The following is a 13931-nucleotide window of genomic DNA, read 5'->3' on the forward strand; positions in this document are numbered from 1 at the left end:
ATGCGGGCCCGCCTTCTGGGGGCTTACCGCAGCCAGTATCCCAACCCGCTCCGGTTCCACACCGGCCAGATCGTCGAAGTAGGTGTACGTGACGAGGAATGGCCGGCGTTTGCCTGGGTACGCACCAACGATGGGCGCGCTGGATGGGCGCCCATCGCCTGGTTGCAGCTGCTGGACGAGGGTCGCGCCGAAGCCCTGTGCGACTACGACGCCCGCGAGCTGGATGTGGAAAGCGGCGAGATGGTGAAGCTTCATCACGAACACGGCGGGTGGTGGTGGTCCGAGCGCGCCAATGGCGCGACGGGTTGGCTGCCGGCCCGCGAACTGGAACTGCTGGAAGAGAACTGCAAATGAGCCAGACCAAGAACTTCAACCTGCCCGACCTGGGCGAAGGCCTGCCGGACGCGACCATCGTCGAGTGGTTCGTCAAGGAAGGCGATGTGATCAAGCTGGACGAGCCGCTGGTGTCGATGGAGACCGCCAAGGCCGTGGTGGAAGTGCCCTCGCCGTTCTCCGGCAAGGTGCTGAAGCTGTCCGGCGCTGCCGGCGACATCATCCCGACCGGTTCGGTGCTGGCCAGCTTCGAACTGGACCCGAACCTGCCGCAGCGCGCCGATGGCCAGGACACCGGCCACAGCCATGGTCACACCGCACCGGCGGCGCCGGCTGCCGCACCGACCCCGCCGCCGCTGCCGGCTGCGGCCGCTCCGGTTGCCGCCGAGGACGCCAAGCCCGCCGCAGCCGAGCGCGATGACGCCGGTACCGTGGTCGGCGCGATGCAGAGCTCCAATGCCGTGCACGCCGAGCAGGCGCTGGCCGTCGGTGGCGTCAAGGCCGTGCCGGCCGTGCGTGCGATGGCGCGCAAGCTGGGCGTGGACCTGAGCCGCGTGGCCGCTACCGGCACCGATGGCGCGGTGACCATGGCCGACGTCAAGCAGGCCGCCGCCAACGGCACCGCCAAACTCGGCGCCGCCCCGGCACCGGTTGTCGCCGCGTATGCCGCGCCGGCCCCGGGGCAGGTACCTGCCCCGGTGCAGAGCGAAGCCCGCACTCCGCTGTCCGCCGCCGGCAAGCCGATGCGCACCCAGCCGCCGGGCGTGGTCGCCAAGGGCCAGCCGGAACCGCTGAAGGGCGTGCGCCGCAACATGGCCCGCGTCATGGCCGACGCGCACAGCAAGGTCGTGCCGACCACGCTGAACGACGACGCCGACATCCACGCCTGGCTGCCGGGCAACGACGTCACCGCCCGCCTGGTTCGCGCCATCGTCGTTGCCGCACAGAAGGTGCCGGCCATGAACGCCTGGTTCGACGGTGAAGCGCTGACCCGCACCCTGCACGCCCAGGTGGACATCGGCATCGCCGTGGACACCGACGACGGCCTGTTCGTGCCGGCCCTGCGCAATGCCGACATGCTCGATGCACGCGGCATCCGCGAAGGCGTCAATCGCCTGCGCGAGCAGGTGGAATCGCGTTCGATCGCCGCCTCGGAACTGAGCGGCTACACCATCTCGCTGTCCAACTTCGGCATGTTCGCCGGCCGCTACGCGACCCCGGTCGTGGTGCCGCCGTGCGTGGCCATCGTCGGTGCCGGCCGTGCCCGCCACCAGATGACCCCGGTGATGGGCGGCGTGGAAGCGCACAAGGTAATCCCGCTGTCGGTCACCTTCGACCACCGCGCGGCTACGGGTGGTGAAGCCGCCCGCTTCCTGCGCGCGATGATGGACGACCTGGCGCTGGCCAGCTGATCGGCCACCTGACCGGTAGGTGCCAACCGTTGGTTGGCACATGAACTGGAAAAACGCCGGGCACAGCCCGGCGTTTTTTTGTGCCCGCTCCGTCGCGCTCCATCCACGCATGGCGGGGATCTACTGGGCTATCCGACCGTCGGTTGAAAGCCCAACGGAGCATTTTGAGAATAGTTGCATGGATTCCCAAGAGCAGCTCAATAGCATTGAGCCTCTCTGCAGACGTCGAACTTCCGTGATTGAGACACCACCCACACTCGAAGAATTCATGAAGGCGGGCAATGATTTTTTCCGCGCCTCTCCATTCTTCCTACGGTTGACGAGGGATGAGGATCCGTCAGACACGAACTGGGTCCTTGGCATCATCTTCCTGCGCTGGCTCGCCCGAAATCACGCTTTCCTTGACGCATCGGTCGGCTCTACGGTGGCAGCCGCCCCCTCGCCAGCAGATGCCTTGGCATGCATCGAAGGCGCCTTCCAGGACGAAATCCCCGGCGCTGCGTTCGACCCGGAATTGCTGGAGTTCACCGTTCGCTACTTCTGCATGGCCGCTCCCTACTTTTCGGACTTCTTCTCGTTGTTCCCCGAAGACGCCATGCCTTCTCCGGACGCCATGTGGGACAAACAGGAGCAGGTGTACGCAATTATCGACGCCCGCCTGCGGTCATGGCGCAACGGCGAGCCAATCGTCCGCGCGGTCATCCCCAATGCTGATCAACAAGGACATGCCAAACCGGCTACGCCGCTGGATGCTGACGTCTGGATCTCAACGCTGGCAACGCTATCGGATGCTGCGGTCACTCACGAAGCTTGCTGTGCATACGCCGACCACTTCTACAGGGCTCTGACGAAACCAGCGTCAGTAGAAGTCATCCTGGCGGTCATGAGGGAGTTCCTTCGGAACCCGCCACATGATGCGTCGATCATGAGCTCAGCTGAGAACTTCCTGTCGGATATTCCGTTCTCCCGCTACATCAAAGCCTACTCCATCCTCGCGCCTGACCTCTTGGACGTCTCTTCAGATGCCGCGCTCAATCTCTTCAATTATCCAGGTTGTGAATTGACGCCACGTCAGGTCCGGCAGTTCATCAAGGAGCTCAGGCGGTGCAACCCCGAGCGCGATGTGGTCGGAGAACTGGCCCAGCTGGCCATTGCATGGAATTCGGAAGACGACGAGAAATTTTCAATCGTCATCGAAGCCGCACAGAAGCATGGCTAGGTCCAGGAGCCGGAACATACCGGCTCCCTCCCTGAATCAATCGCGCGCGACCAAGCCCTCGGCGCGGCCGTACACGCGCAGGCGGTGCCCATCCGGATCGGCACCGACGAAGGTGTGGCCGAACTCCAGCGTCACCGGCGCCTGCAGGATCTGCACGCCGAGTGCGCGCCACGCATCGTGCATCTGCTGCACAGCCTCCGGGTTGGCCACCACCATCGCCAGTTCCGCGGCGCCGGCCTGCGCGGACACCGGCGGCTGCACGTCATCGCGCTGCCACAGGCCGAGTGCGGCGCCATCGCCGAGCAGGAACAGGGCAAAGCCGGGCGACTGCTCGACCGGTGGTTTGCCGAGAATGCCGCTGTAGAACGTGGCGCTGGTGGCGACGTCGCGCACGTACTGCAGCAGGGTGCTGGGTATGAACATGGGGAACCTCCGTTGTTGGGAGCGTTCATGGTGGAACACGCCTGCTGACATACTCTGTCAGTAGATCAAGCGGATGAAATCGATCGGGTAGAGCCGATCGTCGTTCGAACATCTCGCGTATTTCGGGCACTTCCGCCATCGGATGGAAAAACAGGCGACCCGCTGTGATCTCGCGATATATCGCAAAGCCAAGTCATGATGGGAGCTGTCGTCGGCGATGAACCTTCGCTCGGACCAATCAAAGGGAGACGCAGTTACCAGTTGCAACAGACAGAAGTGATTTAGAGTCAAATGCAGATGGAACGCCACTTCACGTAATACACATGAAAAGGAAAGTTCATGACCACAATACGCAGTTATCTCCCGTTGTTGGCAGCCATCCTCACCGCCTCTCCCGCCCTTGCGGACGACGCCCCCAAGGATGTAGCAATACAGCACTACGCGGAAACCATGCACATAGGCACGTTCGAAGCCGCGCAACGAATGGATGCGGAACGGGCCGCAGGTAAACTCAGCGCACGGCTTCAGAGGGAGAAGCCGGAGACGTTCGCCGGCCTTTACATCGAGCACTCCCCTGAATTCAGGATCGTGGTGAGGTTCACCGGCGATGCCTCACGCCAACTTTCTGCTTACACCAAGGACCGCCTCTACGTCGCAGAAACCGCGCCACGTTCTCTCGAGCTTCTCCGCGCCACCCAAGAGGAGGTGTCCGATCAGCTCGTCAAGGCCGGCATTGAGTTTGCAGCCACGGTAAACACGAAGATCTCTATCGTAGAGGTATATGTACGTGATCCCGATGCCGTACGCGCCAGACTTTCCAAACTTCTCTCTGTCGCCGACTTCATCCACATAAAAGAGACCACAGGTTTCATAGAGCCAACAAACACCGTAGCGGGCGGGCGGCGACTGGAAGGCTACCAGCAGCAGCTCTGCACAGCCGGCTTCAACGTGGTCGAAACTGCAACTCGCGAACTAGGCTTGGCCACTGCCGGTCACTGTGACAATGACAATTATCAGCGCAATCCAACCGCTCGCATTCTGTTCAAGAGTGAACGCAACAAAGGATCTTACGACGTTCAGTGGGGTGCACAGCAGCGTGGCGGCGTCATCTTCTCCCAGTCGAACGAAATCATTGTCGATGGGGAAAAACTGACGATAACCGATGAGGCATCACTTGCCGACATGACACCAGGCACAACGGTCTGCAAGTTCGGCGTAACGACCGGTCGCACATGCGGATCCATCAAAGACGCAGAGTTCGCAGCCAACTGGAATGGGGAAGCCGGCACCTACGTCCAAGTCGTCAGCCTTGATGGAACCGTGATGAACAAAGGCGGCGATAGTGGTGGCCCCGTCTATGCCGGCAACTCGGCCTACGGCCTTGTTCATGGCAGGGGAAACGACGGCTCTCCTTGGGCGAATGACCTTTTCTTCATGCCCATAGAGAGGATGTCCACCCTGGGCGTGGCTACCTTGACGAAGCCATTTCAGCTGGACAGCGTTCCGAACGTGTCTGGAACAGGCGCCAGTGTTACTGCCACGATGAACTTCAGTGGGTATCCGAGGTTTCCGGTATATATCAACCTCGAGATCTTGACTTGTCCTGCCGGATGGATCTGCAGCGGTGGCCGCGCCAAAGTCGACAGGAACATCCCATCCCCCATCACCTTCACTTGGGGTTGTACACCAAGTAAACCTGGTGAACCTCAAGTTTCGAGAGTCAGGACATTCTTGGAAGATGCGTCGGGCCTCGTAACCCAGGCCATAGAGTCGACGATTACCTGTACCACCCCGGCCTCCCCCGGCACATAGCCCACCAGCTGTGTAAGCCCACCGCGTTGACGCACAGCGCCATTCCTCGATGTGGTTACGAGCGGTCCAACCAGTCCGGCGCGATGCCCTGCGCCTTCTGCCAGCGCCGCAGCAGCGTGGCGCGCGGCACGAGGTAGCGATCCTCCAGCACGCGCACCTGGCGGATGCGGTCCAGGCGGAAATGGCGGAAGTCCTCGCGGCCTTCGCACCACGCCGCCAGCATCGGCACTTCATCGAAGTAGCCCAGCGCGAACGGCCAGACAATGCGCTCGGTACGTTGGCCCTGCGCATCCTGGTAGCCGAACTGCAGGCGTTGTTGCGCGCTCACCGCTTCGCGCACAGCCTGCAGGCGTGCAGCAGGTACCTTGGCCGCAGCGCGCGAAGGGCCAACGCGCAGGCCGCTATCACGCAAGGCTTCCCGGCGTGCTGCGGGCAGCACATGCGCGATACGCGCCAAAGCATCACGCGCGGCCTCAGCCAGCGCCGGCTCGGTGCGGGCCGCAACCCAGCGCAGGCCAAGCACCAGTGCATCGATCTCGGCGGGCGGCAGGGTCATCGGCGGTAGGGTATCGCTCGGCGCCAGCTGGTAGCCGACGCCGGCCTCGCCACGCAGGTCGGCGCCCTGCTCGCGCAGGGTCTCGATATCGCGGTACAGCGTGCGCAGGCTGATGCCCAGCGCTTCGGCCAGCGCCTGCCCGGCCACCGGCCGTCGATGACGGCGCAGCAGCTGCAGCAGCTGGGTCAGGCGCAGCGCTCGCGACATCAGCCGACCAGCGTGCTCGACGCCACCACGTGCTCGCCCGGCTGCGGGGCCAACGCAGCCTCGACCAGCGCCCTGGCAATCTCTGTGGCCGGATTGATCCGCCACGCACGCGGCAACACCGGCCCCAAAGCACCCAGCACCGTCAGTGCCAGGCGTTCGCCGCGACGCACCTCGTTGCGCTCGCCCCCGATCAGCCCTGGGCGGACCAGGGTCAACGAGTTGAATCCCAGCGCGCGCAGGTCACGCTCCAGCTCGCCCTTCACCCGGCTGTAGAAGATCGACGACTGCGGGTTGGCGCCGGCGGCGGAATTCAGCACGTAGGCCTGCGCACCCTGTGCCTGTGCCAGGCGGGCGAACGCCAGCGGGTAGTCATGGTCGATGCGATGAAAGGCCTCGCGGCTGCCGGCCTGGGCAATGGTGCTGCCCAGCGCGCAGATGACCGCGTCCACGCGCGCCCACCCCGGTGCGGCCGGCAGCGCGTCGAAGGCCAGCACCGGGTTCTCCAGCGTCCCGTGTGTCAACGCCAGCGGGCGGCGGGTCGGGGCGATCACGGCGCTGCAGCGCGGGTCGTCCAGCAGCCGGGACAGGGTCAGCCCGCCGACCAGGCCGGTCGCCCCCAGCAACATCACGCGCATCACCACCTCCACTGCGGCATCCTGTCGCCCATCCTAGCCGTTCAAGCCGTCGGCGGCCGCGCCGATATGCTGGAACCAGTCCCTGCCAGCCCCAGGATTCGCTCCATGACGGACCAGCCCGACCACCGCCCAGCCCCCGGTGCCGCCCTTGGGCCGCCGGCACGCGTGCGCGCGGTGGTGGACGATGGGCTGGGTGACCGCGTGGTGCTGCAGGGCGGCGGCGGCGTGGCGCTGCAGCAGCTGTTCGCCGGCGCCGACGCACCCGAGCCGCTGCTGGCGGCGTTCGCCAACGGCATGGCCACCCTGCCCGGCGAACTGGGTGACATGGGTGACCGCCTGCAATCGGCGCAGGCCAGTGCCGATTGGCCGCGCTACGGGCGCGCGATGCGGCAGTTGATCGACAAGTACATCCGCACCATCGAACAGCATTCGCCGGACGGCCAGCCGGAAAGCCTGCGCCTGTCCGAGCAGCTGCGGCTGCTGCTGGGCGGCGCGGTGGTGGCCCTGCTGCAGCACGACCCGGATCTGCGCGAGCAAGCGCAGGCCCTGGCCACGCGCCTGCGCCAGTGGCAGCCGGGCACCGCGCTGGAACCCATCGAACAGGGCGTGCGCGAGCTCGGCCACCAGGTTGGCGTGCGCGCCGAGAGCTGGCAGGAGCAGCAGGCGCTGCTGCTGGAGCTGTTCGCCCTGTTGCTGGAGAACGTGAGCGAGCTGCTGGATGACCGCAGCTGGCTGCAAGGCCAGATCGCGGCGGTGCGCCAGCTGCTGGACGGGCCGCTGGAAGCTGAGGCGGTCGAGCGCACCCGCGCCGAACTGCGCGAAGTGATCTACAAGCAGGGACTGCTGCGCCAGGGCATCGACGATTCGAAGGCGGCGATGCGCGGGTTGATGGGCGAGTTCATCGAGCGCATGGATGGCATGGCCACCAGCACCGGTGAGTACCACGACCGCATCGGCAGCTACGCGCTGCAGCTGCGTGAGGCGCGCAGCATCGCCGACCTCAACCAGCTGCTGCAGGAGGTGATGCGCGACACCGGCAAGGTGCAGCAGCAGGCCGCGCAGGCCCGCGATCATCTGGCCAGCGCGCGGCAGGAAGTGGAACGCGCAGAGCAGCGCATTGCCGAGCTGGAGCAGGAACTGCGTGCTGCCGGTGACCTGGCGCGTATCGATCCGCTGACCCAGGCACTGAACCGCCGCGGCCTGGACGAACTGCTGCAGCGTGAGCTGGCGCGTGCCATGCGCAACAACTCGTCGCTGGGCGTGGCGGTGATCGACCTGGATGATTTCCACCTGACCAACGAGGCGCACGGTCACGCCGGTGGCGATGCTTTGCTGCAGCACCTGGTGGCCGTCTGCAAGCTGCTGCTGCGCGCCACCGACGGTATCGCACGGCTGGGCGGCGACGAGTTCGTGCTGGTGCTGCCGGAAACCCAGGGCGCCGACAGCATGGCCACCGTGCAGCGCCTGCAACGTTCACTGGCGCACCGCGTGCTGACCGTGCAGGACCGACGCGTGCCGGTACATTTCAGCGCCGGGCTGGCGCAGTGGCAGCCCGGCGACGATACCGAGACCCTGCTGCGGCGCGCCGATGACGCGCTGTATGCCGCCAAGCGGCAGGGCAAGAACCGGGTGCAGGCGGGGTGATCGTGGAATGGGGTCAGATCCCTTTTCCCGTTGGAAAAGGGATCTGACCCCGAGGGTCTACGGGCTTATTTACCGCGCAGCTTCTGGAAGCCGGTCACCGCCGCCAGCACGATGGCGCCGGCGATGATGCCGACCACCATGTTGGCCGCAGCACTGATCAGCCAGCCCCACTGCCCTTCGCCGCCCAGCGCCTGCACCGCGTGGTGCAGCGCCGGCACGTTGTGCACCAGGATGCCGCCGCCGACCAGGAACATGGCGATGGTGCCGGCCACCGACAGGAACTTCATCAGCCACGGTGCCGAGGCCACCAGGCCTCGACCGAAGGCGGCAATGGCACCGCCCTTGCGCGACAGGTACAGCCCAACGTCATCGAGCTTGACGATGCCCGCCACCAGTCCGTAGACGAACACGGTCATCGCCAGTGCGACCACGCTCAGCGTGAGGATCTGGTTGGTGAACGACGCAGTGGCGACCACGCCCAGGGTGAGCACGATGATCTCGGCCGAAAGGATGAAGTCGGTGCGGATCGCGCCCTTCACCTTGTCCTTCTCCCACGCGACCATGTCCACCTGCGCGTCAGCCAGCGCCTTGCGGCGTTCGGCCTGGCGCTCGGCATCGTCGTCGGAGGAATGCAGGAAGCGGTGCGCCAGCTTCTCCACGCCTTCGAAGCACAGGAAGGCACCGCCGATCATCATCAGCGGCACGATCAGCGGCACGTTCCAGCCGCGGCTGCGCAGCCAGGCTTCCAACGCACTGATCGCCAGGGCCGCCGGCACCAGGATCACCTTGTTGACCAGCGAGCCCTTGGCCACCGCCCACACCACTGGCAGCTCGCGGTTGGCGTTGACCCCGGTCACCTGCTGCGCGTTCAGCGCCAGGTCGTCGCCCAGCACACCGGCGGTCTTCTTCGCGGCGACCTTGGTGAGCACCGAGACATCGTCGAGCAGGGAGGCGATATCGTCGAGCAGGGCGAACAGGCTGGCACCGGCCATGGGGCGTCCAAGAGAGGGAATGCGCCGATTCTGACCGATCCGCCGGTCTCTGCGATAGCCGCGGGGTTCACCGCATGCCCACCTTCCCCCGGCGACACTGCCGAATCCGGACATTGCCGGCCAGCGGCCGGCACTACCGTCCTTGCCGCATGGGAGTTCCGCTTGAGCAATCCGCCCACCGCCAATGGCAATCCCCCGCTGGTCAAAGGCATGAACCGGCGCAGCCAGATCCTGCGCCTGCTGATGCGCTACCGCCATTCGGGCGTGTTCTCCGGCATGAACCTGGACGCCGCCAGCAACCAGGCCGACGTGCCCGCCGATGGCAACCCGGAACAGTTCGTCAGTGACCTGGAGGCCCTGGGGCCGACCTTCGTCAAGCTGGGCCAGATGCTGTCCACCCGCCCGGACATGGTGCCGGTGGAGTTCGCCACCGCCCTGGAGCGCATGCAGGAGAAGGTGGCGCCGATCCCGGTAGAGCGCATCCACGCCATCATCGAGCAGGAGCTGGGGGTGGGGGTGAACAAGCTGTTTGCCTCGTTCGATCCCGAGCCGTTGGGTTGTGCGTCGATCGCGCAGGTACATCGCGCGGTGCTGCACGATGGCCGCCAGGTGGCAGTGAAAGTGCAGAAGCCCGAAGTGGCCGCGCAGCTGCGCTCGGACCTGGAAGCGCTGCGCAGCTTTGCGCTGGCCGCCGATCACCTGACCCAGGTGGGCCGCCGCGTGCGCCTGCGCGACTGGCTCAACGAGTTCGCAAAGACCCTGATGCAGGAGCTGGACTACCACGCCGAGGCCGAGAACCTGGCACGCTTCGGACGGCATCTGCGGCCCTTCCGCCGCCTGTGGGTACCGCAGCCGATCTGGGACTACAGCAGCCAGCGCGTGCTGACCATGGAGCTCGCCACCGGCGTGCGCGTGGATGCGATCTCTGGCGTGCGCCGCACCGAGCAGGACATGGATCCGCTGGCAGCGGCGCTGATCCGCGGCTATCTGGACCAGATCTTCGTGCATGGCGAGATCCATGCCGACCCGCACCCGGGCAACCTGCGGGTGATGCCCGATGGCCGGCTGGCGATCTTCGACCTGGGCATGGTCGCGCACATGCCGCCGCGCCTGCGCGAGCGGCTGCTGAAGATCCTGTTCGCCGCCGTCGATGGCCGCGGCGAAGAAGTGGCCGACGATCTGATCAGCATCAGCACGCGGCTGGAGGCCTTCGACGAAGAGCGCTACCTGCGCGAGACCGGCCAGCTGATCGCGCGCTACGCCGCCAGTGGCAGCTTCTCCGAAGGCCGCGTGGTGCTGGACATGGTGCGCATCGCCACCGCCTGCGGCCTGCGCACGCCGCCGGAACTGAGCCTGCTGGGCAAGGCCCTGCTCAACCTGGAAACCGTGTGCCGGCTGCTGGCACCGGAGCTGGACACGCGCCGCATCGTCGAGCGCCAGCTGCAGCACGTGATGCGCGCGCGCCTGAAGAAATCCCTGTCGGCGGCCAACATCGCCAGCGAGGCGATGGAGCTGCAGCAGCTGCTGCGCGATGGGCCGCGCAAGCTGTCGGACATCATGGCGCTGCTGGCCGAGAACCGCCTGCAGATGAAGGTGACCGGGCTGGAAGAATCGCGATTGATGGAGAACCTGCAGAAGATCGCCAACCGCGTGGCGGCCGGCATCATCAGCGCCGCGTTGATCATGGCTGCGGCAATGATGATGAAGATCGACACCGACTGGCACCTGTTCGGCTATCCCCTGATCGCACTGATACTGCTGTTGATCGGCGTGGTGCTGGGGCTGGGCATCGTTACCAGTGCATTGCTGTTCGATCGTCGCGCGCGGGCGCGCGAGGAACGCGGGCACCGCTGATGCATTGGCGAAAAGCCGCGTATTCATGCGGTTTTTAATGCAATCCAACGAAGCCTTTCACGCTCGTTTTACCTTCGCGGCGTGATTGCGCGCGCGTCATTCCAACAAACATTTCAGTCAGGTTCGTGCATGCACTATCGGGTCATCGGCCTGTCATGTGGATGTGCTTGCAGCAGCGCCGGTCGGATGGACACGCGTCGGTACGACGTCCATCACCACCACCCCGTCACTGCCGAAGCTGCCTATGCTCTGGATACTGCTGCTGTCGTTGTTGCTGCTGTGCTGGCTGTTCCTCGCGTCCGACAAGTGGGTGTGGTGGAAGGCCGGTGCATTCTCGCTGCTACTGCTGATGCTCAGCGCGTGGTGGCTGATCGACAAACTGTCCGGGGATGGGCTCAACGCCGCCACGCTTTATCACCTCGGCGCCGACATGGAAGGCGCTGGTGTCTCCGACTTCAAGGGCTACATCGCCGGCTTCATCGTGCTGGCTCTGGTCTCGCTGCTGCCGCTGTTTGCCACGCGGGTGAAGCGCTGGCGCCGGCCCGGCCACGGTGGTGCGCTGTTCGCCGGTTTCGCGACCGTGTGGGTGGCCACGATCCTGATCAGTCCGCTGGCCCGTGACGGCCAACGCCTCTACCAGCAGCTGCGCCCGGTCGATTTCGCCCGCATCGCCCCCGAGTACCAGGTGCCGACGCAGCCGTTGCAGCGCCCGCGCAACATCGTATGGATCTACGGCGAGAGCCTGGAACGCACCTATCTGGACGAGGCCGTGTTTCCCGGCCTGATGCCCAACCTCAACCGCCTGGCGTCCGAGTCGCTGGACGTGCGTGGCCTGGCCTCGGCCGAAGGCAGCGGTTGGACCATCGCCGGCCTGGTGTCGTCAATGTGTGGCGTGCCGCTGACCACCTCGCAGGGCGACGAGAACAGCATGGACCGCATGGGCAGTTTCCTGCCCAAGGCGGTGTGCCTGGGCGACTACCTGAAGCAGCAGGGCTACACCAACCATTACCTGGGCGGCGCCAACGGCCAGTTCGCCGGCAAGGGCCAGTTCCTGGCCAGCCATGGCTTTGACGAAGTGCATGACCTGGCATGGTTCAAGCAGCAGAAGAAGATCGGCCGCATCCACTACTCGGCCTGGGGCGTGCACGACGACGTGCTGCTGGACACCGCCTACCAGCGGTTCGAGCAGCTCTCGCGCGCCGGTTCACCGTTCATGCTGACCACGCTGACCATGGACACCCACCACCCGGCGGGCCACCTGCCGGTGTCGTGCAAGGGCGAGCGCTACCGCAGCGGGTACGGCAACATCGGCCTGCTCAATGCACTCAAGTGCACCGACCGCCTGATCTCACAGCTGGTCGAGCGTATCCAGGCCAGCCCGTATGGGAAGGACACGCTGATCGTGATCGCCTCCGACCACCTGGCGATGCCCAACGACCTCAGCCACGTGCTGGCCAAGCAGAAGCGCGAGAACCTGCTGCTGTTCCTCGGCGACGGCATTGCCCCGCAGCAGCTCAGTGCCGACGCTGGCACCACCCTGGATTCCGGTGCGACCCTGCTCAGCCTGCTGGACCCGAACCTGAAGACGATGGGCTTTGGCCGCTCGCTGATCGACCCGCAGCGCGCGCCCAGTGCCAGCGTGGCCGCGCGGCGCGATGATGGCCGCGACTACCCGCAGTACCTGGCCTTCGCCCGTTCGCTGTGGCTGGGCCAGCCAACCCGCGAACTGAAGATCGATGGCGATGACCAGGTGGTCGTTGGCCTGCAGCACGTGCAGCCGCCGGTGCTGCTGGAGTACGACAAGGAGTGGGGCTTGAAGTCGGTGTACCTGGAAAACACCTCGCGCCAGTTCGATGATGCCAACCCGGACAACACCCTGGCCTACGTCGACCGTTGCACCGCGTTCGAGGACGGCTCGGCCGATGGTGACTGGTGCGCCCTGCTCGTCAACCGCGACAACGGCTTCAAGCTGTACCGCGACAACGACCTGCGCGGTGGCATCGCGGTGGATGCACCGCTGGATACGCTCCAGGGCCCGCGCCCGAGCGTGCGCCAGGCACACATGATCACCCAGAAGGGACGCCGTACGCGTGCCGGCCAATACATGCTGCAACTGGTGGCGAGCACGCGCCCGGACCGCGGTTTCTGGATCGAAGCGGTGTCCTCGCAGCGCAAGGTGGTACTGGCCCAGCAGTGGGTACAGCCCGATGCCAACGGCAAGATCAACGTGTCGTTCGGGTTGGATCACGAAGTGGACGATCTGGAGATCCGCGCGTGGTTGAACCACGCCGAGAAGCTGGCGGTGGATACGTTCGCACTGGTGCCCTCGCGCAGCCGACCGCGGGGGTAGGGCTATTTGCAGGGCTGCGCCCTGCACCCGTGGTAGTGCCGGCCGCTGGCCGGCAACCTCAGAAGCAACAGCAACAGCTGGCATTCCGTGGGATGGCGGGGCGGTGTGCGTTGGCAGGACACGCCGTAAACCCGTCCATGGGGGCTCGATGGCGCCATCCATGGCGCCAACGGTCCTGCCAACCCACACCGCCCCACCTTTGACAGATTCCGTGTGCTGTTGGTGGGTGTCGACCTTGGTCGACACACTCTGTCAGTTATCGAAAATCAAAATGGGGTCAGATCCGTTTTCCTCCGGAAAACGGATCTGACCCCAAAAGCAATTCCAAAAGATCGCGGAAAACTGTCGAAGGCGGGGTGGGTCCGGTTGCGGGAGTGTCCGCGGCATGGATGCCGCGGCCAAGCCCCCATGGACGGGTTTACGGCGTCTCCCGCAACCGGACCCACCCCGCCATCCCTCAGGAAGCCAGCTTTTGCTGTTGCTGTTGAAGTTGC

Annotated in this window: 11 protein-coding genes; 7 read left to right on the forward strand and 4 right to left on the reverse strand. The window is 65.4% G+C overall.

Features of this window, described 5'->3' with window-relative positions:
• The 3 genes from PEM_RS16850 (at nucleotide 1) to PEM_RS16860 (ending at nucleotide 2964) form a co-directional block, all read left to right on the forward strand.
• The gene (locus tag PEM_RS16850; RefSeq protein ID WP_005411349.1) at nucleotides 1–354 is read left to right on the forward strand and encodes an SH3 domain-containing protein; all 354 of its coding nucleotides are present in this window, start codon (nucleotides 1–3) and stop codon (nucleotides 352–354) included.
• Nucleotides 351–1745: a dihydrolipoamide acetyltransferase family protein gene (locus tag PEM_RS16855; protein WP_111129224.1), complete on the forward strand. Its 1395-nt coding sequence runs from the start codon at nucleotides 351–353 to the stop codon at nucleotides 1743–1745. Before PEM_RS16850 ends, PEM_RS16855 begins: the two co-directional genes overlap by 4 nt.
• A gap of 268 nt (nucleotides 1746–2013) precedes the next feature.
• Nucleotides 2014–2964 (forward strand): hypothetical protein, encoded by a 951-nt coding sequence (locus PEM_RS16860; protein WP_111129222.1) that lies wholly within the window; start codon nucleotides 2014–2016, stop codon nucleotides 2962–2964.
• Between the two features lie 36 nt (nucleotides 2965–3000).
• Here PEM_RS16860 and PEM_RS16865 read toward each other — a convergent pair whose 3' ends face one another.
• Nucleotides 3001–3387 (reverse strand): VOC family protein, encoded by a 387-nt coding sequence (locus tag PEM_RS16865; RefSeq protein ID WP_111129220.1) that lies wholly within the window; start codon nucleotides 3385–3387, stop codon nucleotides 3001–3003.
• Nucleotides 3388–3726: 339 nt separating this feature from the next.
• Here PEM_RS16865 and PEM_RS16870 point away from each other — a divergent pair, with 339 nt between their 5' ends.
• Nucleotides 3727–5199 (forward strand): S1 family peptidase, encoded by a 1473-nt coding sequence (locus tag PEM_RS16870; protein WP_005419930.1) that lies wholly within the window; start codon nucleotides 3727–3729, stop codon nucleotides 5197–5199.
• Nucleotides 5200–5254: 55 nt separating this feature from the next.
• Here PEM_RS16870 and PEM_RS16875 read toward each other — a convergent pair whose 3' ends face one another.
• Nucleotides 5255–5962, reverse strand: coding sequence for a YafY family protein (locus tag PEM_RS16875; protein WP_070490182.1), 708 nt, complete (start codon nucleotides 5960–5962; stop codon nucleotides 5255–5257).
• Nucleotides 5962–6597: an NAD-dependent dehydratase gene (locus PEM_RS16880; protein WP_181453256.1), complete on the reverse strand. Its 636-nt coding sequence runs from the start codon at nucleotides 6595–6597 to the stop codon at nucleotides 5962–5964. The genes PEM_RS16875 and PEM_RS16880 overlap by 1 nt, the downstream gene beginning before the upstream one ends.
• Before the next feature lie 105 nt (nucleotides 6598–6702).
• On the opposite strand from PEM_RS16880, the gene PEM_RS16885 reads away from it, so the two are divergent.
• Nucleotides 6703–8241, forward strand: coding sequence for a GGDEF domain-containing protein (locus PEM_RS16885; protein ID WP_119706129.1), 1539 nt, complete (start codon nucleotides 6703–6705; stop codon nucleotides 8239–8241).
• Between the two features lie 65 nt (nucleotides 8242–8306).
• On the opposite strand, the gene PEM_RS16890 is transcribed toward PEM_RS16885, so the two are convergent.
• Nucleotides 8307–9233 (reverse strand): DUF808 domain-containing protein, encoded by a 927-nt coding sequence (locus PEM_RS16890; protein WP_111129215.1) that lies wholly within the window; start codon nucleotides 9231–9233, stop codon nucleotides 8307–8309.
• Nucleotides 9234–9395: 162 nt separating this feature from the next.
• Between PEM_RS16890 and PEM_RS16895 the strand changes: the two genes are divergently transcribed.
• Both PEM_RS16895 and PEM_RS16900 read left to right on the forward strand, forming a co-directional pair.
• A complete protein-coding gene (locus PEM_RS16895; RefSeq protein WP_111129213.1) occupies nucleotides 9396–11087 on the forward strand; it encodes an AarF/UbiB family protein in 1692 nt (563 codons plus the stop codon).
• Between the two features lie 244 nt (nucleotides 11088–11331).
• A complete protein-coding gene (locus tag PEM_RS16900) occupies nucleotides 11332–13437 on the forward strand; it encodes a phosphoglycerol transferase I (protein WP_111129211.1) in 2106 nt (701 codons plus the stop codon).
• The last annotated feature ends 494 nt before the right edge of the window (nucleotides 13438–13931 follow it).

Source organism: Stenotrophomonas sp. Pemsol, from assembly GCF_003586545.1.
GTDB lineage: Bacteria > Pseudomonadota > Gammaproteobacteria > Xanthomonadales > Xanthomonadaceae > Stenotrophomonas > Stenotrophomonas sepilia.

Coding starts and splice junctions, on each gene's coding strand:
- PEM_RS16850 (WP_005411349.1), top strand. CDS start 1: ATGCGGGCCCGCCTTCTGGGGGCTTACCGCAGCCAGTATCCCAACCCG.
- PEM_RS16855 (WP_111129224.1), top strand. CDS start 351: ATGAGCCAGACCAAGAACTTCAACCTGCCCGACCTGGGCGAAGGCCTG.
- PEM_RS16860 (WP_111129222.1), top strand. CDS start 2,014: ATGAAGGCGGGCAATGATTTTTTCCGCGCCTCTCCATTCTTCCTACGG.
- PEM_RS16865 (WP_111129220.1), bottom strand. CDS start 3,387: ATGTTCATACCCAGCACCCTGCTGCAGTACGTGCGCGACGTCGCCACC.
- PEM_RS16870 (WP_005419930.1), top strand. CDS start 3,727: ATGACCACAATACGCAGTTATCTCCCGTTGTTGGCAGCCATCCTCACC.
- PEM_RS16875 (WP_070490182.1), bottom strand. CDS start 5,962: ATGTCGCGAGCGCTGCGCCTGACCCAGCTGCTGCAGCTGCTGCGCCGT.
- PEM_RS16880 (WP_181453256.1), bottom strand. CDS start 6,597: ATGCGCGTGATGTTGCTGGGGGCGACCGGCCTGGTCGGCGGGCTGACC.
- PEM_RS16885 (WP_119706129.1), top strand. CDS start 6,703: ATGACGGACCAGCCCGACCACCGCCCAGCCCCCGGTGCCGCCCTTGGG.
- PEM_RS16890 (WP_111129215.1), bottom strand. CDS start 9,233: ATGGCCGGTGCCAGCCTGTTCGCCCTGCTCGACGATATCGCCTCCCTG.
- PEM_RS16900 (WP_111129211.1), top strand. CDS start 11,332: ATGCTCTGGATACTGCTGCTGTCGTTGTTGCTGCTGTGCTGGCTGTTC.